General features: G+C 56.3%; 18 protein-coding genes. 11 read left to right on the top strand and 7 right to left on the bottom strand.

Features of this window, described 5'->3' with window-relative positions; genetic code table 11:
* Nucleotides 1-168 precede the first annotated feature (168 nt).
* From argH to argC, 3 genes are all read right to left on the bottom strand, one after another.
* Nucleotides 169-1542, bottom strand: coding sequence for an argininosuccinate lyase (gene argH, locus F9C28_RS09865; RefSeq protein ID WP_199015042.1), 1374 nt, complete (start codon nt 1540-1542; stop codon nt 169-171).
* 174 nt (nt 1543-1716) lie between these two features.
* Nucleotides 1717-2490: an acetylglutamate kinase gene (gene argB, locus F9C28_RS09860; RefSeq protein WP_199015041.1), complete on the bottom strand. Its 774-nt coding sequence runs from the start codon at nt 2488-2490 to the stop codon at nt 1717-1719.
* A 19-nt stretch (nt 2491-2509) separates the two neighbouring features.
* Nucleotides 2510-3514, bottom strand: a complete 1005-nt coding sequence (gene argC, locus F9C28_RS09855) for an N-acetyl-gamma-glutamyl-phosphate reductase (protein WP_199015040.1) — start codon at nt 3512-3514, stop codon at nt 2510-2512.
* A 227-nt stretch (nt 3515-3741) separates the two neighbouring features.
* Between argC and argE the strand changes: the two genes are divergently transcribed.
* From argE to F9C28_RS09840, 3 genes are all read left to right on the top strand, one after another.
* Nucleotides 3742-4893 (top strand): acetylornithine deacetylase, encoded by a 1152-nt coding sequence (gene argE / locus F9C28_RS09850; RefSeq protein ID WP_199015039.1) that lies wholly within the window; start codon nt 3742-3744, stop codon nt 4891-4893.
* Between the two features lie 299 nt (nt 4894-5192).
* A complete protein-coding gene (ppc, locus tag F9C28_RS09845) occupies nt 5193-7844 on the top strand; it encodes a phosphoenolpyruvate carboxylase (protein ID WP_199015038.1) in 2652 nt (883 codons plus the stop codon).
* Nucleotides 7845-8033: 189 nt separating this feature from the next.
* Complete coding sequence (locus tag F9C28_RS09840; protein WP_199015037.1) at nt 8034-9770, top strand: phosphoethanolamine transferase CptA; 1737 nt, start codon at nt 8034-8036, stop codon at nt 9768-9770.
* 89 nt (nt 9771-9859) lie between these two features.
* Here F9C28_RS09840 and metF read toward each other — a convergent pair whose 3' ends face one another.
* The 3 genes from metF to metB form a co-directional block, all read right to left on the bottom strand.
* Nucleotides 9860-10747 (bottom strand): methylenetetrahydrofolate reductase, encoded by an 888-nt coding sequence (gene metF, locus F9C28_RS09835; RefSeq protein ID WP_199015036.1) that lies wholly within the window; start codon nt 10745-10747, stop codon nt 9860-9862.
* 227 nt (nt 10748-10974) lie between these two features.
* Entirely contained in the window at nt 10975-13407 is a 2433-nt protein-coding gene (locus F9C28_RS09830; RefSeq protein WP_199015035.1) for a bifunctional aspartate kinase/homoserine dehydrogenase II, read from the bottom strand.
* A gap of 2 nt (nt 13408-13409) precedes the next feature.
* A complete protein-coding gene (metB, locus tag F9C28_RS09825) occupies nt 13410-14570 on the bottom strand; it encodes a cystathionine gamma-synthase (RefSeq protein WP_199015034.1) in 1161 nt (386 codons plus the stop codon).
* Between the two features lie 277 nt (nt 14571-14847).
* Between metB and metJ the strand changes: the two genes are divergently transcribed.
* A complete protein-coding gene (gene metJ, locus F9C28_RS09820) occupies nt 14848-15165 on the top strand; it encodes a met regulon transcriptional regulator MetJ (RefSeq protein ID WP_199015033.1) in 318 nt (105 codons plus the stop codon).
* 57 nt (nt 15166-15222) lie between these two features.
* On the opposite strand, the gene rpmE is transcribed toward metJ, so the two are convergent.
* Nucleotides 15223-15435, bottom strand: coding sequence for a 50S ribosomal protein L31 (gene rpmE, locus F9C28_RS09815; RefSeq protein WP_002442685.1), 213 nt, complete (start codon nt 15433-15435; stop codon nt 15223-15225).
* A gap of 204 nt (nt 15436-15639) precedes the next feature.
* On the opposite strand from rpmE, the gene priA reads away from it, so the two are divergent.
* From priA to rraA, 7 genes are all read left to right on the top strand, one after another.
* Complete coding sequence (priA, locus tag F9C28_RS09810) at nt 15640-17835, top strand: primosomal protein N' (RefSeq protein WP_199015032.1); 2196 nt, start codon at nt 15640-15642, stop codon at nt 17833-17835.
* A 170-nt stretch (nt 17836-18005) separates the two neighbouring features.
* A complete protein-coding gene (gene cytR / locus F9C28_RS09805; RefSeq protein ID WP_199015049.1) occupies nt 18006-19040 on the top strand; it encodes a DNA-binding transcriptional regulator CytR in 1035 nt (344 codons plus the stop codon).
* A gap of 88 nt (nt 19041-19128) precedes the next feature.
* Nucleotides 19129-20091 carry a cell division protein FtsN gene (ftsN, locus tag F9C28_RS09800; protein ID WP_199015031.1) on the top strand — a complete coding sequence of 321 codons (963 nt, stop codon included), beginning with the start codon at nt 19129-19131 and terminating at the stop codon, nt 20089-20091.
* 100 nt (nt 20092-20191) lie between these two features.
* A complete protein-coding gene (gene hslV, locus F9C28_RS09795) occupies nt 20192-20722 on the top strand; it encodes an ATP-dependent protease subunit HslV (RefSeq protein ID WP_199015030.1) in 531 nt (176 codons plus the stop codon).
* An 11-nt stretch (nt 20723-20733) separates the two neighbouring features.
* Nucleotides 20734-22065, top strand: coding sequence for an HslU--HslV peptidase ATPase subunit (hslU, locus tag F9C28_RS09790; RefSeq protein ID WP_199015029.1), 1332 nt, complete (start codon nt 20734-20736; stop codon nt 22063-22065).
* 76 nt (nt 22066-22141) lie between these two features.
* A complete protein-coding gene (menA, locus tag F9C28_RS09785; RefSeq protein WP_199015028.1) occupies nt 22142-23071 on the top strand; it encodes a 1,4-dihydroxy-2-naphthoate polyprenyltransferase in 930 nt (309 codons plus the stop codon).
* A gap of 91 nt (nt 23072-23162) precedes the next feature.
* The gene (gene rraA / locus F9C28_RS09780; RefSeq protein ID WP_199015027.1) at nt 23163-23648 is read left to right on the top strand and encodes a ribonuclease E activity regulator RraA; all 486 of its coding nucleotides are present in this window, start codon (nt 23163-23165) and stop codon (nt 23646-23648) included.
* The last annotated feature ends 75 nt before the right edge of the window (nt 23649-23723 follow it).

Below are 23723 nucleotides of genomic sequence, written 5' to 3'. Positions count from 1 at the left end.
CGACCCAGACACCAACCCAGGTACCAGTGAACTGGATTACTAAAGCCAACGTGAACTTTCGGCGGACGAGATGTCCGCCATTTTTTTATCTAAAAATCGGCCTGTGCAGCCGGCTGCCAGACATCAAAAAGCCCGGCAGATGCCAGGCTTGCTGAGCGATGTTTTTAATTACGCCAGGCGCTGCTTCGCCCCGGCAATGGCGTTAGCCACCTGAGGCCCGGAAACGCCCCCCTGCGCTGACCGTTTTGCCAGACACGAGTCCAGCGAGAGAATGTCATACACATCCTGCTGGATCACCGCACTGAATTTTTGCAGATCTACCAGGGCCAGCGCCTCCAGGGGCTTATTCTGCCGAATGGCTTCCACGACCGCCTCACCAACAATATGGTGCGCCTCGCGGAACGGTACCCCTTTCGCTACCAGATAATCTGCCAGCTCGGTCGCATTGGCATAGCCCTGCTGAGCCGCTTCCTGGCAACGCGGGCGTTTAACCTGAATGCCATCCAGCACCAGCGCCGCCATATGCAGGCAATCCATCCAGGTATCGAGCGCGTCGAACAGCCCTTCTTTGTCTTCCTGCATATCTTTGTTGTAGGCCAGCGGCAGCCCTTTCAGAGTCATCATCATGCCGGTCAGCGCCCCCTGGACCCGGCCCGTCTTACCGCGGATCAGTTCCAGGGCATCGGGATTCTTTTTCTGCGGCATCAGTGATGAACCAGACGTTACCCGATCAGAGAGCTCCACAAAGCCCGCTTCACCGGAGTTAAAGAAAATCAAATCTTCCGCAAAACGCGACAGATGCACCATGCCGATGGAAGCATCAGACAACAGCTCCAGTACATGGTCACGATCGGACACGCTGTCCAGGCTGTTGCGGGTGGCGGACGCAAAGCCCAGCCAGCCCGCCAGTTGCTCACGGTCAATATCATAGGCGGTACCGGCCAGCGCCCCGCAGCCCAGCGGGCTGACATCCAGCCGTTTCAGGGTGTCCTGCAGGCGGCTCTCATCCCGGGCCAGCATCTCGACATAAGCCATACACCAGTGCGCAAACGTCACTGGCTGAGCGCGCTGTAAGTGGGTGTAACCCGGCATCACCGCATCCTGATTATTTTCGGCGGTGTCCACCAGCGCCTGTTGCAGTTGACGCGTCGCGCTCAGCAGTTCACTGACCTGCGCTTTACACCACAATTTCAGGTCAGTTGCCACCTGATCATTACGGCTGCGGCCGGTATGCAATTTTTTGCCCAACTGGCCGACTTTATCGATCAGTTTACCTTCCACCCAGCTGTGAATATCTTCGGCATCACAGGCCAGGATAGCCTGCGGATCTGCCTGTACTTCCTCCAGCAGCACGCCCAGCGCCTGCTCCAGCTGTTGCTGTTCAGCGGCCGTCAGTACCCCAACGGTGACCAGCGCTTTAGACCAGGCAACAGAGCCCACAATATCCTGCTCGGCCAGGCGATAATCGAAGCGTAAAGAGTCATTAAACTGCTTAAAACGCTGATCCGCTGCCTGTGTAAAACGCCCGCCCCAAAGTGCCATAATTTGCTCCCAAAAATTCAGTCGTATCAGAATGACGAAGCAGGCCGCGCGCCTGCTCCGTGATTGCATCAGAAAAAAAGCCCTCGCTCCACACCGTGTCTCATCCCGAAGCGAGGGTCACACCAGGGCTCTGCGTTCATCGCCCGCATAGCCCCACTCAACCACCCGTGGCGATCACGCCAGGATACGGGTGCCGATAGCCACGCCATTAAACAGCGCCGGCAGTTGTTCGGCATGGCGCCAGGAGGCAATATCCACCGGGCGACCAAGCGTACGTGCGGCATCCAGCGCGGCATTCACTTTCACCACCATGCCATCAGTAATAATGCCCTGAGCAATCAACTGCTCTGCTTTGGCGGCGGTCATTTCGGCAATACGCTGGCCTTTACCATCGAGGATACCGCTGACATCAGACAGCAGGATCAGGTCCGCCCCCAGGGTTTCCGCCAGGGCGGTTGCCGCCTGATCGGCATTCACATTCATCAACTGGCCATCGTCAGTGACCCCAATGGAGCTCACCACCGGCAGATAGCCGCTATTCAGCAACACATTAATCAGTGCCGGGTTGCCTGGTGTCGCCAGGCCAACATGTCCCAGGGATTCATCAAGCTGCGTGACGTTAACACTGCCGCCATCCCCCAGGAACAGGCCCACCGCATCGAGCTGATGCTTCCTTGCCCAGGCCAGCAGGGTTTTATTCGCACTCCCCGCCAGCGCTCCGGTAATAATGTCTATTTGATCTGCCGGAGTTACCCGCAGGCCGTTTTTCTTCTCAACGGGCAGAGACAGCTTTTTCATCAGCTCATCCACCACGCAGCCGCCACCGTGCACAATGACCAGTGGCCGCTGATGGGACTGACGATAGTCAACCAGTGCGGTAAATAAACGCTCCAGCGCTTCTTCGCTGTCCAACAGAACGCCACCGAGTTTGATAATTAACGGGTTCATCTTCTCACCTTGCGACCGGTTAAATAAGTGACTGCGTTTCGGCAAAGCCAAAACGAATATTCATGCACTGAATGGCCTGTGCAGCGGCACCTTTCAGTAAATTATCTTCTGTGGCGACCACAATCAGATGATCGTCCTGTACCGCAAAGCCAATATCGCAGAACGGCAGCCCCACCACATTTTTCAGGGCCGGGACGCCCTTGTCATACAGACGCACCAGCGGTTTATTGCTATATGCCTGCTGATACGCACCGGCGATTTGCTGATGTGTCACGCCGGGTTTCAGCCGGCAGGTAATGGTTTCCAGAATACCGCGCGGGAAGTTGCCCAGATGGGGGGTGAAAATAACTTCGGCCCCTAAATGGCTGGCAATCTCCGGCTGATGGCGATGGGTAAACAGGCCATAGGGTTGCAGGCTGACTTCACAGAAACTGTTGCCGAGGGCGGCTTTCCGCCCGGCGCCGCTCACCCCACTGGTGGCGTTAATCACCGGCCACTGGGCAAGATCCAGTAAATCTCCGTCGATCAGCGGCTTCAGTGCTAACTGCGCCGCCGTGGGGTAGCAGCCCGGCACCGCAACCAGTTGGGCGTCTTTCAGCGCGCCACTCTCCCACTCCGCCAGGCCGTAGACCGCGTTTTCCAGCCATTCCGGGTGCTGATGGGTGAAGCCATAATAACGGGTATAAAAATCGGGGTTATTCACCCGGTAAGCGCCGGATAAATCAAAAACAACGCAGCCCGCCGCCAGGAATTGCGGCGCTAAATCGTGGCTGACTTCATGAGCGGTAGCCAGAAACACCACATCGACGTTATCACTGAATTCGCTGATATCTGCCATCGGTTGTAGCGGCAAATCCACAATACCTTTCAGTTGCGGATGTAAATCAGAAAGACATTTTCCTGCATCTGAGCTTTGCGCAGAAACCGTCAAAGCGGTTATGTTCATATGAGGGTGGCGATTTACATAGGACGCAAGTTCTGCGCCGGTATAACCACTGGCACCCACAATCAGCGTATTCAACATCGGGGCTGTAGACCTTCTTTCGCATCAGGGAGTTTCAGGCAATGGCCAATGCCATTCCCACGGTGATGAGCGTGGTGGTTGTCCCCTGATCCCGGGGTACTGTTTTACCCAAACTCAGGACGCCTGGTTAACCGAACCCGGGGGTTCCTTTACGCTCTGCGTTATTGTATTTTTATTCACAATAATTGCATGAATATTGATACTATCCAACCAAAGGTATGTCAACAGTGAAGATAAAATTACCGCCATTTATCGAGATTTACCGGGCTCTGATAGCAACCCCTTCCATCAGCGCCACCGATAGCGCACTCGATCAAAGCAATGCGTCTTTAATCAATCTGCTGGCGGGATGGTTTACCGATCTTGGCTTTGAGGTTGACGTGCAGCCCGTCCCCGGCACCCGCAATAAATTTAATATGCTGGCCAGCACCGGCAAAGGTGCGGGCGGTTTGCTGCTGGCCGGCCACACCGACACCGTCCCTTTTGACGATGGCCGCTGGACCCGGGACCCCTTCACCCTTACTGAGCACGACAATAAACTCTATGGCCTCGGCACTGCCGACATGAAAGGCTTCTTCGCGTTTATTCTTGATGCATTACGCGATGTAGACGTAACAAAACTGGCGAAACCGCTCTATATTCTGGCCACCGCCGACGAAGAAACCAGCATGGCCGGGGCGCGCTATTTTTCCGAACACGCATCTATCCGCCCGGATTGCGCCATCATCGGTGAGCCGACATCACTCCAGCCGGTACGGGCCCACAAAGGCCATATGTCCAGCGCCATCCGGGTGACGGGCCAGTCCGGCCACTCCAGCGATCCGGCCCGGGGGGTGAATGCCATTGAAATTATGCACGACGCCATCGGCCATATTCTGGCTCTGCGGGACTATCTCAAAACCCGCTATCGCCACGAGGCATTCACCGTCCCCTATCCGACCCTGAATCTGGGCCATATTAGCGGCGGGGACGCCTCTAACCGGATCTGTGCGTGCTGTGAGTTACATATGGATATCCGGCCGCTGCCCGGCCTTACGTTAGCCGATCTGAACGGTTTACTGGCCGAGGCGCTGACACCAGTCAGCGAATTATGGCCCGGCCGACTGGCTATTAGCGAATTACACCCGCCGATCCCGGGATATGAGTGCCCGGTGAACGATGAATTAGTCCAGGTAGTCGAAAAATTACTGAATACCAAAACCGAGGTTGTTAATTACTGCACCGAAGCGCCTTTTATTCAGACACTCTGCCCGACCCTGGTCCTCGGCCCGGGATCGATTGAGCAAGCTCATCAGCCTGATGAATATTTAGCAACCCGTTTTATAAAACCGACCCGGGAATTAATTTCTCAGGTGGTTCATCATTTTTGCTGGCATTGATCATGCGGTAAAAAGGGGGGTATCCCCCTTTTTTATGCTTTGCTTTTGGCATTTTATATAAGAATTGCTTATCTGATATTCCGCGAATTAAATTTCGTAAATTCCCGCGGTTTACTCGTTTGCTGAACCGTTTTCGCAGCAATTGACGAATGGGATCTATCGTGGCTTTATAAAGGACGGTATTTAACCCGCGAGGGTGAAATGGGGTAATTCTTCCCGGAAACTTGCTGGTGCAGTCCAACGGGCTGTTTTATCAGAAAGCGCAGGGTAAAAATAAAAGATTGGGTGTCTGGGGTCATATGAACGAACGATATTCCGCTTTGCGAAGTAATGTCAGTATGCTCGGCAAACTGCTCGGGGATACCATCAAGGACGCGCTGGGAGAAAATATTCTCGACCGCGTAGAAACAATCCGTAAATTGTCCAAGTCTTCCCGTGCAGGCAATGAATCAGATCGCCAGGCACTGCTCACCACCTTGCAGAATCTGTCTAATGACGAATTACTGCCGGTGGCCCGTGCGTTCAGCCAGTTTCTGAATCTGGCCAATACCGCTGAGCAGTACCACAGCATGTCGCCCCACGGCGAAGCGGCCAATAACCCGGAAATCATTGCCAATACCGTGCGCAAACTGCGGGAAGAACACGCACTGTCCGATGCCGACATTCAGCGCTCGCTGGAATCCCTGTCGCTGGAACTGGTCCTGACGGCACACCCGACCGAAATCACCCGCCGCACCCTGATCCACAAACTGGTCGAAGTTAACGCCTGTTTGAAGCAGCTCGATCATAATGATCTGACGGACTACGAGCGCAACCACGTGATGCGCCGCCTGCGCCAGCTTATCGCCCAGTCCTGGCATACCGATGAGATCCGTAAACACCGCCCTACCCCGGTCGATGAAGCCAAATGGGGCTTTGCGGTGGTGGAAAATAGCCTGTGGGACGGTGTACCCAATTACCTGCGCGAGCTAAACGATCAGCTCGATGAAACCCTGAACTATAAGCTGCCGGTCGATTTTGTCCCGGTGCGCTTTACCTCCTGGATGGGGGGTGACCGGGACGGCAACCCGAATGTCACTGCGGATGTCACCCGCCACGTGCTGTTACTCAGCCGCTGGAAAGCCACCGACCTGTTCCTGAAAGACATTCAGGTGCTGATCTCCGAACTGTCGATGGTGGACTGCACCGATGAGCTGCGCCAACGGGTTGGTAGCGAAGGCGAGCAAGAGCCTTACCGCTACCTGATGAAACAACTGCGCGGCCAGTTGATGTCCACCCAGGCCTGGCTGGAAGCGCGCCTGAAAGGCCAGAAACTGCCGAAGCCGAAAGATCTGATCACCCATAACGCCCAACTGTGGGACCCGCTGCTGGCCTGCTACAACTCACTGCAAGCCTGCGGCATGGGGATCATCGCAAACGGCGAGTTGCTGGACACCCTGCGCCGGGTGAAATCCTTTGGTGTGCCGCTGGTGCGGATTGATATTCGCCAGGAGAGCACCCGCCACTCCGAAGCGCTGGGCGAGATAACCCGCTATCTGGGGCTGGGGGATTACGAGAGCTGGTCAGAGGCCGACAAACAAGCCTTCCTGATCCGCGAGCTAAACTCCAAACGTCCTCTGCTGCCGCGCCAGTGGGAGCCCAGCGCCGATACCAAAGAAGTGCTGGACACCTGCCAGGTGATTGCTGAGGCCCCGCAGGGGTCTATCGCCGCCTATGTTATCTCGATGGCGAAAACCCCGTCTGACGTGCTGGCAGTACATCTGTTGCTGAAAGAAGCCGGCATTAGTTTTGCTATGCCGGTCGCGCCGCTGTTTGAGACCCTTGAAGACCTCAACAACGCCAACGATGTCATGACCCAGTTACTGAACATCGACTGGTATCGCGGTTTTATCCAGGGCAAACAGATGGTCATGATTGGCTATTCTGATTCCGCCAAAGACGCGGGCGTGATGGCTGCCTCCTGGGCCCAGTATCAGGCACAGGATGCGCTGATCAAAACGTGCGAAAAATCCGGTATCGCCCTGACCCTGTTCCACGGCCGCGGTGGTTCTATTGGCCGTGGCGGTGCCCCGGCTCACGCGGCATTACTCTCCCAGCCCCCGGGCAGCCTGAAAGGCGGCCTGCGCGTAACGGAGCAGGGCGAGATGATCCGCTTCAAATACGGCCTGCCGGAAGTGACCGTTGCCAGCCTGTCGCTGTACACCAGCGCCATTCTGGAAGCGAACCTGCTGCCGCCCCCGGAACCAAAACCGGAATGGCGCCGCATCATGGACGAGCTGTCGGTTGTCTCCTGCGATATGTACCGCGGCTATGTGCGTGAAAACAAAAACTTCGTGCCTTATTTCCGCTCCGCCACACCGGAGCTGGAGCTGGGCAAACTGCCGCTTGGCTCGCGCCCGGCAAAACGTCGCCCTACTGGCGGTGTTGAGTCCCTGCGCGCTATTCCCTGGATTTTCGCCTGGACCCAGAACCGCCTGATGCTGCCTGCCTGGCTGGGCGCCGGTGCCGCATTGCAGAAAGTGGTGGACGACGGCAAACAAGCCAAGCTGGAAACCATGTGCCGCGACTGGCCGTTCTTCTCTACCCGCCTGGGTATGCTGGAGATGGTATTTGCCAAAGCCGACCTGTGGCTGGCGGAATACTATGATCAACGCCTGGTGAATAAAGAATTGTGGCCGCTGGGGCTTGAGCTGCGTAAACAGCTCGATGCCGACATCAAGCTGGTGCTGGCGATTGCCAACGATGCCCACCTCATGGCCGATCTGCCGTGGATTGCGGAGTCCATTACCCTGCGCAATATCTACACCGATCCGCTTAACGTGCTCCAGGCTGAGCTACTGCACCGTTCCCGTCAGGCGGATGAGCAGAATAGCCAGCCAGATCCGCAGGTTGAACAGGCGCTGATGGTCACCATCGCCGGTGTTGCCGCAGGCATGCGCAACACCGGCTAACCCGACATAGCCCTACGCCCTTTACCGCGTGACTGGCCGCCGCCAGCAGCGCGGTAAACGGGCGCGTTACCTTCTCCCCCGCCTTACCCCACCCTGCCGAAGACCTTGTGACCCTGCATTTTGTGCTGTTCAGGATTGCTTAAGGTTTTATCTCTATGCTTGCCGTCAATTTACCAGACGAGCCTACATATGCACGCCACACCTCACTCTCAGGCTAAACCGACGTTTAGCTGGAAAGCCCTTGGATGGGTACTCCTCTACTTTTGGTACTTTTCCACCGTCCTCCAGATTGCCATCTGCGTGACCGGCTACAGCGGTACTAACGGCCTGCGGGATTCGCTACTCTATAGCTCCCTGTGGCTGATTCCGGTATTCCTGTTCCCGAAATATACCCGTATTATCGCTGCCGCTATCGGGGTGGTGCTATGGGCCGCATCCCTGGCGGCACTGAGCTACTTTGTCATCTACGGCCAGGAATTCTCACAAAGCGTCCTGTTTGTGATGCTCGAATCCAACGCCAACGAAGCCAGCGAATATATCGGCCAATACTTCAGCCTGAAGCTGGTGTTGTGTACCGTCATTTATACTCTCGGGGCCCTTTTCCTGTGGACCCGTCTGCGTCCGGTCTATATCCGCCGCCCCTGGCACGGGCTGGTCTCACTGGCCATTCTGTTTGGCCTGGTGATAAACCCCATTGCCGTCAAAATGGTCACCAAGAATCAGGGCGTTGTCCCGGCCGCCACGACGCTGATGGGCCGGATGGAGCCTGCGGCCCCGTGGCAATTTGTCATTGGCTACTTCCAGTACCGCTCCCAGTTAAACAGCCTGAATGCCCTGCTGAGCAAGAACAGCCAATTGCCGCCGCTGCGGAATATGAAAGACCTCTCCGGGGACGCGCCGCGTACGCTGGTCCTGGTGATTGGTGAATCCACCCAGCGCGGCCATATGAGCCTGTATGGTTATCACCGTGAAACCACCCCGGAGCTGGACGCAATCCATAAAAACGATCCGCGCCTGACCGTCTTTAACAATGTGGTGACCTCCCGCCCCTACACCATTGAGATCCTCCAGCAGGCGCTGACCTTTGCCGATGAGCAAAACCCGGACCTCTACCTGACCCAACCGTCGCTGATGAACATGATGAAGCAGGCCGGGTATAAAACCTTCTGGATAACCAACCAGCAGACCATGACCAAGCGCAATACCATGCTGACGGTGTTTTCTAAGCAGACGGATGAGCAGTTTTATATGAACCAGCAGCGTACCCAGAGCGCCCGGGAATACGATACCAACGTGCTGGATCCGTTTAAAAAAGTACTCGCCGATCCGGCGCCGAAGAAGTTTATTATCGTCCACCTGCTGGGTACCCATATCCGTTATGAATTCCGCTACCCGGAAAGCTGGAATAAATTTGATAATAAAACCGATGATATCCCCGGCGGGCTGAATGCCGATCAGATTGTTGACTACAACACCTATGACAACGCCAACCGCTATAACGATCACGTGGTCGCCAGCCTGATTAACGACTACAAGGCAACAGACCCTAACGGCTTCCTGCTGTACTTCTCCGATCACGGGGAAGAGGTTTACGACACACCGCCACACCAGACCCAGGGCCGTAACGAGGGCGCACCAACCCGCCATATGTATACGGTGCCGTTTATCCTCTGGACATCCGATAAATGGCAGCAGGCGCATCCCCGTGACCTCGCCGCTGACGTCAACCGCAAATACAGCAGCTCACAGCTGATCCACACCTGGTCTGATTTGTCCGGCCTGCGTTACGACGGCTACGACCCGACCCGCTCGGTGGTGAGCCCGCAGTTTATTGAAGCCACCCGCTGGATTGGTAACCCGTACAAGAAAGGGTCACTGATTGATTACGACAGCCTGCCTTATGGCGATCAGGTAGCGAATCAATAACGCCCGCCTGACCTGACCCATCTGAAATGACAAAGCCACCCTTTGGGTGGCTTTTTATTGGGTGACACACCGGTTACGGCGTGGGGGAATCAGATCCCCGGCCGCACGCCCAGGGTATGGCAGATGGCATAGCTCATTTCTGCGCGGTTCAGGGTATAAAAATGGAAATCTTTCACCCCTTCGTGGCTGAGGATTTTCACCATATCCATGGCAATGTTCGCCCCCACCAGCTTGCGGGTCTCCGGATCATCATCCAGCCCGACGAACATATTGCTCATCCAGTGTGGTACCCGTACGTTGGTCATGGTGGCAAATTTCTGTAACTGCTTATAGTTACTGACCGGCAGGATCCCCGGCACGATCTCCACGTCAATCCCCGCCGCCGCACAGCGATCGCGAAAGCGCAGGTAACTTTCAACATCGAAGAAAAACTGGGTAATTGCCCGGTTAGCCCCGGCATCAATTTTACGTTTCAGGTTGATAAGATCCGCCTGGGCGCTTTTCGCCTCCGGGTGGACTTCCGGATAGGCCGCCACCGAGATATCAAAATCGCCCACGTCCCTGAGCAGTGCCACCAGGTCAGCGGCATACATCTCCGGCTTGCCGCTGCCGGGGGGCAGGTCGCCGCGCAGGGCAACAATATGGCGGATACCGTTTTCCCAGTAATCCCGGGCGATGGTGCGCAGCTCATCACGGGTGGCGTCAATACAGGTAAGGTGTGGTGCGGCCTCCAGGCCGGTGCGATCTTTAATGCCTTTAATAATGCTGTGGGTGCGGTCGCGCTCCCCGGAGTTTGCGCCGTAGGTCACCGAGACAAATTTCGGCTTCAGGCTGCTTAAACGATCGATGGAGTTCCACAGGGTTTGCTCCATTTCACTGGTGCGCGGCGGGAAAAACTCAAAAGAGACATTAATCGGGCCGACTTCCGCCAGGCTCTGATTCAGGGCATCCCGCTGATTGGCGTGAAAGAAACTCATACCTTACCTCATCAATCGCTTCTAATAATTAGTGTTGTGTTTGCCGTCTATCCGTTTAGACGTCCAGATGTAAAAATGACGGAAAAGTGACAAGCCGTCAACAAAATTATCATCCCTGTCAGTGAGGAATTTTCAGATAACGTGAATACCCCTCACCATACAAATAAAAACGGGCAGGCTCACGCCTGCCCGCTTCGGGGGAGTTAATTCAGCACGTTATGCGCCGATCACAGCAACTGCGCCAGCCGGTTAATATCAGACTGAATCGCCCCGGCGGTTACATCGCGCCCGGCACCTGGCCCGCGGATCACCAGCGGGTTATCGCGATACCAGCGGCTCTCAATGGCAAACACGTTATCGCAGGGCAGCAGCGCCGCCAGCGGGTGTTCCGGGCGGACAGCCTCAACCCCTACCCGGGCCTTGCCGTTAGCGTCAAAGCGCGCCACATAGCGCAGCACCAGCCCCATCTCCTGGGCAGCCTCCAGCCGCTGGACCATCTGCTCATTCAGGGCGTCGCCATTTTCAAAGAAGAAATCGACCGATCCCGCTTCACAGCCCTGGGGGACCAGGGACTCAACCCGCACTTGATCCGGCTCGATATCGTAGCCGGCTTCACGGGCCAGAATCACCAGTTTACGCATCACGTCCTTACCGGACAGGTCAACCCGCGGATCGGGCTCTGTCAGCCCTTGCTGCCATGCCTGATCCACCAGATCGGTAAACGGCACCGTTCCGTCAAATTGCAGGAATAGCCAGGAGAGCGTGCCGGAGAAGATCCCGCTCAGCGACAGGATAGTATCCCCGCTGTCGCGCAAATCACGTACCGTGTGGTTCACCGGCAAGCCCGCGCCTACGGTGGCGTTATACAGCCAGTGGCGGCCGGTTTTGGCAAACGCATCGCGAATCTGGCGATACTGCTGGCTGCCGCTGGCCCCGGCCAGTTTATTGGCGCTGATAACATGGAAGCCGTGGCTGGCGAAATCCAGATAGCGATCGGCCAGCTCCTCGCTGGCGGTCACATCCAGCACCACCAGGTCATCATAAGGATGGTTACGCATCCACTGGAACAGTTCTTCTTCATCCTGCTCAATGGCATCATCATTAAAAAAGGCCAGGGCGCGGCTGGCGTTCAGGCCCTGATAATTCAGCAAGCTGCGGCGGCTATCCACCACCCCGGCGAGCACGAACTCAAACCCGGTGCGGGCAGAAAGCGTTTCCTGCTCCCGGGCAAACAGTTCCAGCCAGCGGGAGCCGATATTGCCTTTACCAAACAGCACCAGGCCAATACGTTTCTCCGCGCGGAATAACGACTGGTGTAGCCCCTGGATCAGGCTCTCAGTTGGGCCGCCGCGCAGCACCGCCACCAGGCTTATCCCCTCTTCGGACTGCCAGACAAACTCCACCGGCTGATCTTTCAGTTGCTGCCAGAAACGGTGGCCGTGCAGCGGGTTACGGCAGACACCGGCCCCCACCATCGCCACCAGCGCCAGCCCTTCACGCAGGGTCAGCTCACCCGGCAAATCGTCCTCCTGGAGGATCTGCAATGCGCTATCGGCAACCTCTGCAGTGTAGCAGAATTGCAGCAGATGGCGATCCGGGTGTACGCCGGTTGCCAGAGGGCGCACCTGCATACGCTTCAGGACACTGTCGATATCTTTCAGGGCCAGTTTGACATCCTGGCCAGCCGGGACCCGGTACTCAATCAGGCACACGCCGTCATGGCTGGTCACGATACGGGCCCCCGTGCCGGAGGCCAGCACGCGCTCAATACGGGTGGAGCCCTGCTCCGGGGTGTAGCTACAGCGCAGTTGCAGGTCAACGTCACTGCCGGAGACCGGCTGCAACGTGCGGGCGTGCAGTACCGGCGCCGCCAGGCGGGCCAGTTCGCTGGCTTCATCCAGCCGTAACAGCGGCAGCAGGCAGGCGTCTTTTACTTTACGCGGGTCCGCACTGTACACCCCGGCGACATCGCTCCAGATGGTTACCCGGTTAGCGCCCGCTAGCGCGCCGACCTGGGTCGCAGAATAGTCAGAACCATTACGCCCCAGCAGGACAGTCTCACCGGCGTTATTGCGGCAGATAAACCCGGTCACCACCAGGCGCTTATTCGGATGTTGCGCCATCAGCTGTTGCAGCAGCGGCCAGGACAACCCTTCATCAACCTGAGGCTGGGCGGCGCGTTCGGCGCGCAGAAAATCACGGGCATCCAGCCAGGCAGCTTCCATACCTTGCTGGATCAACACCGCCGCCATCAGGCGGGCAGACCAAATTTCGCCGTGGCCCACCACTTCCGCATAAATCGCGTCGGTAATCTTACCGTCCAGCAGCCCCGCCAGCCGCTCAAGATCATGCACAAAGCGGTTAATCAGTATTTCAGCCGCATCCGCGGGTAACAGGCCGCTGATAAGCTCAATCTGATAACGACGCAGGGCTTGCTGAACCTGATGAGCAGACAGGCGATCGGTCTGGCTGAGTTTCAGCCAGCTTATCAACTGGTTGGTGGTACTCCCTGCGGCCGACACCACCATCATGTCACCGGGACGGGAATAATCGGCCATAATCCCTGCCACACGCAGGTAACACTTCACATCGGCCAGACTGCTGCCACCAAATTTATGCAGTTGACGACCCGTCGTCTCTGCAGGCGCTGAAACACTCATGCTTACCCCTTTGCTGCTGCCTGGAAGCCATTTTCCAGGTCAGCAATTAAATCATCACTGTCTTCAATACCTGTGGAAATACGTAACAGCATGTCGGAAATGCCCGCTGCCGTACGCGCCTCTGGCGCCATACCGGCGTGGGTCATGGTCGCAGCGTGGGAAATCAGACTCTCCACCCCGCCCAAAGATTCTGCCAGTGTAAACAGAGACAGCCCGCTCAGAAAGCGGCGTAATGTCTGCTCATCACCGTTCAGCTCAAAACTCAACATTGCCCCGAAGCCCTTCTGCTGGCGTGCAGCAATCTCGTGGCCTGGGTTTTCCGGCAATGACGGATGATACAGTTTTTTCACCAGCGGCTGGGACTGTAAATAGCCGACAATCGCCTGCGCATTGCGCTGGGCCACTTCCATGCGCGGCCCCAGGGTCCGCAACCCACGCAGCAGCAGGTAGCTATCAAACGCCCCGCCGGTGACACCAATATTATTCGCCCACCAGGCCAGCTCTGTCACTTGCCCGGCATCTTTGGCAATCACCACCCCGGCAACCACATCAGAGTGGCCATTAAGGTATTTGGTGCAGGAATGCACCACCAGGTCGGCCCCCAGCGCCAGCGGGTTTTGTAATGCCGGGCTCAGGAAGGTGTTGTCTACCACGCTGATCGCCCCCGCGTCCCGGGCCAGACCACAGATTTTCGCGATATCGACCACGCGTAACAGCGGATTACTCGGACTTTCTACCAATACCAGTTTGGGTTTCTCCGCCAGGGCTGCGGCCAGGGCGGCATCATCCCCCTGATCCACAAACAGCACCCGGTAGCAGCCCCGCGCCGCCAGGCTATCGAACAGACGATAACTGCCCCCATAACAGTCATGAGGCGCCACCAGCAAATCGCCCGGTTTAAGGTATACCGTGGTGACTAAATGAATGGCAGACATCCCGGTACTGGTCAACACCGCACCGGCGCCCCCCTCCAATTCTGCCAGCGCCCGCTGCACCACATCACGCGTCGGGTTACCGCGCCGTGAATAGTCATGGGCACGGGGTTCATTGAATCCGGTGAAATTATAGGTACTGGACAGGTGAATAGGAGGAACAACACAGCCAAACTGCTCGTCGTTATTTAAACCGCTACGTACTGCGATGGTGGCCTGTTTACGCGTCATGATCGGTTATATATCCTGGCTTGTCGGGTAACATTTAGCCTTCAGAGTAATCATTGTGATTATGGACGTCAATACATCTGGACATCTAAACTTCTTTGCGTATAGATTGAGCAAATAGCGAATAGCCGTTAAAATTATACGCTTTAGCGCGCTAAAACCGCGCAGGCAGTGGCAAAACGCTTTATCCTGCACTGCATACACGTAATAATTCTGGCTGGCACCGCCCTGGCAGGCGAATGCTGCGCACAATAACAATTGAGAGGATTAAAGGTATCCCATGGCTGAATGGAGCGGCGAATATATCAGCCCTTATGCTGAGCACGGTAAGAAAAGCGAACAGGTTAAGAAGATCACAGTTTCCATTCCACTGAAAGTACTGAAGATCCTTACAGATGAACGCACTCGTCGTCAGGTAAACAACCTGCGCCACGCAACAAATAGTGAATTGCTGTGTGAAGCGTTCCTGCATGCGTTTACCGGGCAGCCATTACCCAATGATGAAGATCTGCGTAAAGAACGTAGTGATGAGATTCCGGAAGCGGCAAAAGTGCTGATGCGTGAACTGGGGATAGACCCGGACACCTGGGAATACTAATTCCCGGCGGCAGAAACAAAAAAAGCGCCCGCAGGCGCTTTTTTTGATTCGTGCAACTTATTTGCTGCCCGGGATGCTGAAACGTTTGTTGAAACGCTCAACACGACCACCGGTATCAACAACACGCTGTTTACCAGTGAAGAACGGGTGGCATTTGCCACAGACGTCCAGGTTCAGGTCGTGACCCACAGTAGAGCGGGTTTTGATAACATTACCGCAAGAACAGGTTGCAGTAATTTCAGTGTAATTCGGGTGAATACCTTGTTTCATGGGAAACCTCAGTCTAAGGCCGCGTCGCTCTTCCAGCCCTAACGCCAGACACCACGCGTGGTTGATAATGATGTATATTGAAGGCGAAAATCGCGCATCAAAGGCGGCGAATTATACAGAGTCTTCTTGCCCTATGCAATCTGATCCGTTTTTTCAGGGGCACAGTGTACACTGTGTCGTGATTTTCCACAGCCCGGAGCCTGAATGTCTGTCGCCCACGTTGCCCTGCCCGTCCCACTGAGCCGCACCTTTGATTACCTGATCCCCGCGGATATGCCGGTGGTGGAAGGTGCCCGGGTGCAGGTGCCTTTTGGTAAGCGCAAGATGACCGGTATCGTGGTGGCCTGCTCACAAACCAGTGAGCTGCCGCTGGATGGCTTAAAAGCCATTGAGGCGGTTATCGACACGGCACCGCTGTTCCCGGACTCCCTGTGGCAATTACTGCGCTGGGCAGCCAATTACTACCACTACCCCATCGGCGAAGTGCTCTTCCACGCGTTGCCCGGCCTGCTGCGCCAGGGGAAACCAGCCCAGGCAACCCCATTGTGGTACTGGTATGCCACAGAACAGGGAATGGCGACCGACATTAATACCCTGAAACGCGCCCCCAAACAGCAACAGGCCCTGGCCACACTGCGCCAGGGGTATATCTGGCGCCACCAACTGGCGGAACTGGACATCACCGATGCCGCCCTCCAGGCACTGCGAGCCAAAGGGTTGTGCGACTTACGTAGCCAACAGCCCGATACCCAGGACTGGCGTCAACAGTACAGCACAGCCGGGGAGCGCTTGCGCCTTAATACCGAGCAGGCCACCGCGGTGGGGGCTATCCACAGCCAGCTGGACACGTTTAGTGCCTGGCTGCTGGAAGGGATAACCGGCTCCGGCAAGACCGAAGTCTACCTGACGGTGCTGGAGAACGTGCTCGCCCAGGGGCGCCAGGCGCTGGTGCTGGTGCCGGAAATCGGCTTAACTCCGCAGACGATTGCCCGCTTTCGCGAGCGCTTTAACGCCCCGGTTGAAGTGCTGCACTCCGGCCTGAATGACAGCGAACGGTTATCCACCTGGCTGAAGGCCCGGGATGGCGAGGCGGCCATTGTGATCGGCACCCGCTCAGCGCTGTTTACCCCCTTTAAAGATCTCGGCGTTATTGTGATTGATGAAGAGCACGACAGCTCTTACAAACAACAGGAAGGCTGGCGCTACCACGCCCGGGATTTGGCGGTCTACCGGGCCCACGCAGACAATATTCCCATTGTGCTGGGGTCCGCTACGCCAGCGCTGGAAACGCTCCATAACGTGCGGATCGGAAAATACCGCCGTCTGACCCTGACCCGCCGCGCCGGGAACGCCCGCCCGGCGGCCCAGCACGTGATTGACCTCAAGGGCCAGCAATTGCAAACCGGCCTGGCACCGGCGCTGATCGCCCGAATGCGCCAACACCTGAAAGACGATAACCAGGTTATCCTGTTCTTAAACCGTCGCGGTTTCTCCCCGGCCTTGCTGTGCCACGATTGTGGCTGGATCGCCGAATGCCCGCGCTGTGATCACTACTACACCTTTCATCAGGCCCAGCGCCATTTGCGCTGCCACCATTGCGACAGCCAGCGTCCAGTGCCCCCACAATGCCCCCAGTGTGGTTCCACCCACCTGGTACCGGTGGGGATGGGCACCGAGCAGCTGGAACAGGGGCTGGCGCCATTTTTCCCGGGTGTGCCGCTGTCGCGGATTGACCGGGACACCACCAGCCGCAAAGGGGCGCTGGAGCAACAACTGGCAGAGGTTCATCGCGGGGGGGCCCGGATACTGATCGGCACCCAGATGCTGGCTAAAGGGCACCATTTCCCGGATGTCACGTTGGTAGCCCTGCTGGATGTTGACGGGGCGCTCTTTTCCGCCGACTTCCGGGCCGCAGAACGTTTTGCTCAGCTATTCACCCAGGTGTCAGGCCGGGCCGGTCGCGCCGGTAAGGCCGGGGAGGTTATCCTCCAGACCCACCACCCGGAACATCCACTGCTGCAAACCCTGTTGCATCAGGGCTACGACGCGTTTGCTCAGCAGGCGCTGGCCGAACGCCAGAGCGTCATGCTCCCCCCGTGGAGCAGCCATATTCTGATCCGCGCCGAAGATCATGATAACCAGCAGGCGCCGCGGTTCTTACAGCAATTGCGTAACCTGTTAATGTCCAGCACCCTGGCTGATAACCAGCTCTGGCTGCTGGGGCCGGTACCGGCATTACAGCCCAAACGCAACGGCCGGTTCCGCTGGCAGTTACTGCTTCAGCATCCTTCACGGGCCCGCCTGCAGCGGATTATCAGCGGTAGCCTGCCGCTGGTGAACACCCTGCCGGAGGCCCGCCGGGTGAAATGGTACCTTGATGTGGACCCGATTGAGAGTTAACCGCGCCGGACAGAAAACCAACTGTGCGATAAACCGTGTAAAATTCAACCTGGTTCACACTTTCACTGAAAGAACTGTAACTCCCCACCCGAATATCTGATAAAAATGTGAGCACGATCAGACAACAGGAAGTGTCGACGCCCATTGAGCGCAGGTGTGAGGAGATGAAGTTGAAACAAGATAAGCAGGTTGCCGCCACCGCGACGATGAAAGACGTCGCCCTTAGAGCGAATGTCTCCACCGCCACGGTGTCCCGTGCCCTGATGAACCCGGATAAAGTTTCACAGGCAACACGCAATAAAGTTGAGCAGGCGGCCATTGAGGTGGGCTACTTACCCCACACCCTGGGCCGTAATATGAAACGCAACGAATCCCGCACCATTCTGGTCATCGTACCCGATATCTGCGATCCCTTTTTCAGTGAGATCATTCGCGGTATCGAAGTGACCGCCGCAGAACACCAATACCTGGTGCTGATTGGTGATTGCGCACACCAGAATCAGCAGGAAAAGACCTTTATTGACCTGATCATTACCAAGCAAATCGACGGTATGTTGCTGCTGGGGTCGCGCCTGCCTTTTGACGCCAGCAAAGAAGAACAGCGCAATCTGCCGCCGATGGTCATGGCCAACGAATTTGCGCCGGAGCTGGAGCTGCCGACGGTCCATATTGATAACCTGACCGCGTCATTCAATGCGGTGTCTTATTTGCAGGATCAAGGGCACCAGCGTATTGCTTGTATTGCCGGCCCGGAAGAAATGCCCCTGTGCCATTACCGGCTACAGGGGTATGTCCAGGCCCTGCGCCGCCGGGGAATCACCGTTGACCCTCACTATATTGCCCGCGGTGATTTTACCTATCAGGCGGGCGCCACTGCCATGGAGCAACTCCTGAACCAGCCCACGCCTCCCACGGCGGTGTTTTGCCACAGTGATGTCATGGCGCTGGGCGCCTTGTCACAGGTTAAACGTCGCGGTTTAAAAGTACCGGAAGATGTGTCTATTATTGGCTTTGATAATATTGCGCTCTCCCAGTTCTGTGACCCTCCGCTGACCACGGTTTCTCAGCCGCGCTTCGAGATTGGTCAGCAGGCCATGCTACTGTTACTTGACCAGTTACAGGGCCACGTGGTTGAGAGCGGTTCCCGTTTGCTGGACTGCGAACTGGTTTTACGCGGGTCAACGCGTGCTCTGCAAGCAAAATGAGCACTATTAAGACTTTGCAATCTGGTCAAAGGCCCGCCCCTTAAGTAACATGGCGGGCTGAGATGCGAATGACAACAGCGAAACGATAGTGGCACAAAGAGATTATGTACGTCGCGGGCAACCGTCCACCGTGCGGCGCAAAAAACCGAATTCACGCAAGAGCGCACACCCCAGCTTGCCGAATGTCTCTCCTATGGTGATCGGTATCGCTGCGGCAGTGCTGGTTATCTTCATTGGTGGTTTATATTTCATTACTCACCATAAGAAGGAAGAAAGCGAAGCGCTGACCACCCAGAAAGTACCGGGTAACGGCCTGCCGCCGAAACCCGAAGAGCGCTGGCGCTATATCAAAGAGCTGGAAGGTCGCCAGCCAGGCGTACGCACGCCTACCGAACCGACCGCCGGCGGCGAGATAACCAATCAGAGCCAGCTCACTGATGAGCAGCGCCAGTTGCTGGAACAAATGCAGGCCGATATGCGCCAGCAGCCAACCCAGCTCAGCGAAGTGCCCTGGAACGAGCAGACCGCCGCCCAGCGCCAGCAAACGCTGCAACGCCAGGCCCAGTGGAATGCGCAGCATCCGCAGAATATGGCCTCGGTGCCACCAGTTAGCCAGCCGCGCAGTATGCCGCAGCCGGCCCCGGCACCACAGCCACGAAATGTTGCCACCGCGCCAGCCCAACAGCCGCGCAACGTGCAGCAGCACAAGCCCGCCGCCCAGCCGCCTTATCAGGACCTGATGCAAACGCCGCCGAAAACCGCCGCCAGCAAACCGGCACCAGTGACGGAGGAAACCTCACCGAAGACGGCAGACAAAGCCGATACCCGCCGCTGGATGATCCAGTGCGGTTCCTTCCGCGGGGCTGAACAGGCAGAAACGGTACGCGCCAAGCTGGCATTTGAAGGTTTCGACTCACATATCACCACCAATAACGGCTGGAATCGCGTGGTGATTGGCCCGGTGAAAGGTAAAGATGCGGCGGACGGTACCATGGGCCGCCTGAAAACCGCGGGCCATCCAAACTGCATTCGTCTCTCTGCCGGGGGTTGAAACCCCTAAAATCCCCCCCATCTATACTTTCATCTGTTTCCCCGTTTGCCTCACCGGCAAACGGGGCATCCATATTCAGTTATTCATAAAGGGGCTGCCCGTGACAACAATAGTGAGTGTGCGCCGTAATGGCCACGTGGTAATTGGTGGCGATGGTCAGGCCACATTGGGTAATACCGTCATGAAAGGCAACGTGAAAAAAGTCCGTCGCCTGTATAACGATAAAGTGATCGCCGGGTTTGCCGGGGGAACGGCGGATGCCTTCACCTTGTTTGAACTCTTCGAACGCAAACTGGAAATGCATCAGGGACACCTGGTAAAAGCCGCCGTTGAGCTGGCGAAAGACTGGCGCACCGACAGAATGCTGCGCAAACTGGAAGCCTTGCTGGCGGTGGCAGACGAAAATGCCTCGCTGATCATCACCGGTAATGGTGATGTCGTGCAGCCAGAAAACGATCTTATAGCCATTGGTTCCGGTGGGCCATATGCCCAGGCCGCGGCCCGTGCGATGCTGGAAAACACCGACTTAAGCGCCCACGACATCGTGGAGAAAGCGTTGGGAATTGCTGGTGACATCTGCATTTACACCAACCATTTCCAAACCATCGAAGAATTACCGTCTAAAGCGTAAGGATCTCCCCCATGTCTGAAATGACCCCACGCGAAATTGTCAGCGAGCTGAACAACCATATTATTGGCCAGGATGCGGCAAAACGCTCTGTGGCTATCGCCCTGCGTAATCGCTGGCGCCGTATGCAGCTGAATGAAGAGCTGCGCCACGAAGTTACCCCTAAAAATATCCTGATGATCGGGCCGACCGGCGTTGGTAAAACAGAAATCGCCCGCCGTCTGGCAAAACTGGCCAACGCGCCGTTCATCAAAGTTGAAGCGACTAAATTCACCGAAGTCGGGTACGTCGGGAAGGAAGTTGACTCTATCATCCGCGATCTGACCGATGCCGCCGTTAAAATGGTGCGCATGCAGTCCATCGACAAGAATCGCTACCGCGCCGAAGAACTGGCGGAAGAACGTATTCTGGATGTGCTTATCCCACCGGCTAAAAATAACTGGGGCCAGTCAGAGGCCACCGCAGAACCGTCTGCGGCACGCCAGGCATTCCGCAAAAAACTGCGTGAAGGCGAGCTGGATGATAAAGAGATCGAAATCGATCTGGCCGCGGCGCCAATGGGCGTTGAAATCATGTCCCCTCCCGGCATGGAAGAGATGACCAGCCAGTTGCAGTCCATGTTCCAGAACTTAGGCGGCCAGAAACAAAAACCGCGTAAGCTGAAAATTAAAGACGCCATGAAACTGCTGGTGGAAGAAGAAGCCGCCAAGCTGGTTAACCCGGAAGAGCTGAAACAACAGGCCATTGATGCTGTTGAACAGCACGGTATCGTGTTTATTGATGAGATCGACAAAATCTGTAAACGCGGTAACTCTCAGGGGCCAGACGTGTCCCGTGAAGGGGTACAGCGCGACCTGCTGCCGCTGGTAGAAGGCTGCACCGTCTCCACCAAACACGGGATGGTCAAAACCGACCATATCCTGTTTATCGCCTCCGGCGCGTTCCAGACCGCCAGCCCGTCCGATCTTATCCCGGAACTGCAGGGTCGTCTGCCAATCCGCGTCGAATTGCAGGCCCTGACGGCGAACGACTTCGAACGTATTCTGACGGAGCCAAATGCGTCAATCACCGTGCAGTACAAAGCGCTGATGGCAACCGAAGGCGTAAATATCGATTTTACCCAGGACGGCATCTGCCGCATTGCTCAGGCTGCCTGGCAGGTGAACGAGAGCGCAGAGAACATTGGTGCCCGCCGCCTGCATACCGTGCTGGAGCGCCTGATGGAAGACATCTCTTATGATGCCAGCGACTTGAATGGTCAGAGCATTGTGATTGATGCCGACTATGTTGGTAAGCATCTGGATGAACTGGTTGCAGATGAAGATCTGAGCCGTTTTATCCTATAATCGCTGGCATTATAGTTTTCATCATTCCGGATGGGGGCATTTTGCCCCCATTTTTTATGGCTGGCGATAATCCAAAATGACCGATTCACACCCGATAAGCAGAACGCAGGCCTGGCTGGAAAGCCTGCGCCCTAAAACATTACCTTTGTGCTTTGCCTCAACGCTGATGGGCTCCGTACTGGCCTGGTGGCAAGGGGTGTTTAACCCCACCGTCGCGCTGCTGGCCCTGGTCACTGCAGGTTTATTGCAAATTCTCTCTAACCTGGCAAACGACTATGGCGATGCCGTCAAAGGCAGCGACAAGCCCGACCGTATTGGCCCCCTGCGCGGGATGCAGAAAGGGGTTATCACCCAGAGCCAGATGAAAAAAGCGCTGATGCTGACAGTAGCGCTAATTTGCCTGTCCGGTATTTTACTGGTGTCCGTTGCCTGCCGTACCCCAGCGGACTTCCTCGGTTTCTTGCTGCTCGGTTTGTTGTCGATTATCGCCGCCATCACCTACACCGTCGGCACGCGTCCATACGGCTATATGGGGCTGGGGGATATTTCGGTGTTGATATTTTTCGGCTGGTTAAGCGTGATGGGCACCTGGTATTTACAGGCCCATACCCTGACCTCTGCCATTATCTTACCCGCCACCGCCTGCGGTCTGCTGGCCACGGCAGTGCTGAATATTAATAACTTGCGCGATATCGACAGCGATCGGCAAAACGGCAAAAACACCCTTGCGGTACGTCTGGGGCCCGTAGGGGCGCGGCGCTACCACGCCTGCCTGCTGGGCGGCACACTGCTCTGCCTGGCGCTGTTTAATGTTATCTGGCTGCAAAGTGTGTGGGGATGGCTGTTTATCTTCGCTGCCCCGCTGCTGGCTAAACAGGCCGGATACGTCCTGCGCGAGCGAGATCCGCAGGCCATGCGCCCAATGCTGGAGCGCACCGTAAAAGGTGCATTATTAACTAACCTATTGTTTGCATTGGGTGTAGTGGGCAGCACCGTGCAATTTTAAATGATGAATATCAATTAACAATTGATGATTTTGCCAACAATTCATTTTACGCGATATACTGACTACTCGTGCAGCGATTGAAGTTAACCCTATGAAATACGATACTTCCGAGCTTTGCGACATCTACCAGGAAGATGTCAACGTCGTTGAACCCCTGTTCTCTAACTTTGGTGGGCGGGCATCGTTTGGCGGGCAAATCATCACAGTGAAATGTTTCGAGGACAACGGATTGCTGTATGAAATGCTGGAAGAAAACGGCCGCGGCCGCATTCTGCTGGTAGATGGCGGCGGCTCAGTACGCCGCGCCCTGATCGATGCAGACCTCGCCAGGCTGGCAGTACAAAACGAGTGGGAAGGCATTGTGGTTTACGGTGCCGTACGCCAGGTGGACGATCTGGAAGAGCTGGATCTGGGGATTCAGGCAATGGCGGCCATTCCAGCGGGTGCCGCTGGGGAAGGTGTCGGGGAAAGTGATGTGCGCGTCAATTTTGGCGGCGTGACGTTTTTCTCTGGCGACCATCTGTATGCCGATAACACCGGGATCATTCTTTCCGAAGACCCGCTTGATATTGAGTAGGGGTCCCGCGTGCAAAAAAGGTACCGCATGCGGTACCTTTTTTTCATGTAGCACCGGGAATTACCGGTGCTGAAT

Origin of the sequence: Shimwellia pseudoproteus, assembly GCF_016415625.1 — a bacterium.
GTDB lineage: Bacteria > Pseudomonadota > Gammaproteobacteria > Enterobacterales > Enterobacteriaceae > Shimwellia > Shimwellia pseudoproteus.
Note: the sequence above shows the minus strand (reverse complement) of the source record. Positions and strands in the feature narration are given on the sequence as shown.

What these genes read in the sequence shown, in the direction of transcription:
- F9C28_RS09830 (WP_199015035.1), bottom strand. Translation starts at nt 13,407, where the DNA reads ATGAGTGTTTCAGCGCCTGCAGAGACGACGGGTCGTCAACTGCATAAA.
- rraA (WP_199015027.1), top strand. Translation starts at nt 23,163, where the DNA reads ATGAAATACGATACTTCCGAGCTTTGCGACATCTACCAGGAAGATGTC.
- F9C28_RS09840 (WP_199015037.1), top strand. Translation starts at nt 8,034, where the DNA reads ATGCACGCCACACCTCACTCTCAGGCTAAACCGACGTTTAGCTGGAAA.
- hslU (WP_199015029.1), top strand. Translation starts at nt 20,734, where the DNA reads ATGTCTGAAATGACCCCACGCGAAATTGTCAGCGAGCTGAACAACCAT.
- rpmE (WP_002442685.1), bottom strand. Translation starts at nt 15,435, where the DNA reads ATGAAACAAGGTATTCACCCGAATTACACTGAAATTACTGCAACCTGT.
- metB (WP_199015034.1), bottom strand. Translation starts at nt 14,570, where the DNA reads ATGACGCGTAAACAGGCCACCATCGCAGTACGTAGCGGTTTAAATAAC.
- metJ (WP_199015033.1), top strand. Translation starts at nt 14,848, where the DNA reads ATGGCTGAATGGAGCGGCGAATATATCAGCCCTTATGCTGAGCACGGT.
- argB (WP_199015041.1), bottom strand. Translation starts at nt 2,490, where the DNA reads ATGAACCCGTTAATTATCAAACTCGGTGGCGTTCTGTTGGACAGCGAA.
- menA (WP_199015028.1), top strand. Translation starts at nt 22,142, where the DNA reads ATGACCGATTCACACCCGATAAGCAGAACGCAGGCCTGGCTGGAAAGC.
- priA (WP_199015032.1), top strand. Translation starts at nt 15,640, where the DNA reads ATGTCTGTCGCCCACGTTGCCCTGCCCGTCCCACTGAGCCGCACCTTT.
- metF (WP_199015036.1), bottom strand. Translation starts at nt 10,747, where the DNA reads ATGAGTTTCTTTCACGCCAATCAGCGGGATGCCCTGAATCAGAGCCTG.
- ppc (WP_199015038.1), top strand. Translation starts at nt 5,193, where the DNA reads ATGAACGAACGATATTCCGCTTTGCGAAGTAATGTCAGTATGCTCGGC.
- argC (WP_199015040.1), bottom strand. Translation starts at nt 3,514, where the DNA reads ATGTTGAATACGCTGATTGTGGGTGCCAGTGGTTATACCGGCGCAGAA.
- argH (WP_199015042.1), bottom strand. Translation starts at nt 1,542, where the DNA reads ATGGCACTTTGGGGCGGGCGTTTTACACAGGCAGCGGATCAGCGTTTT.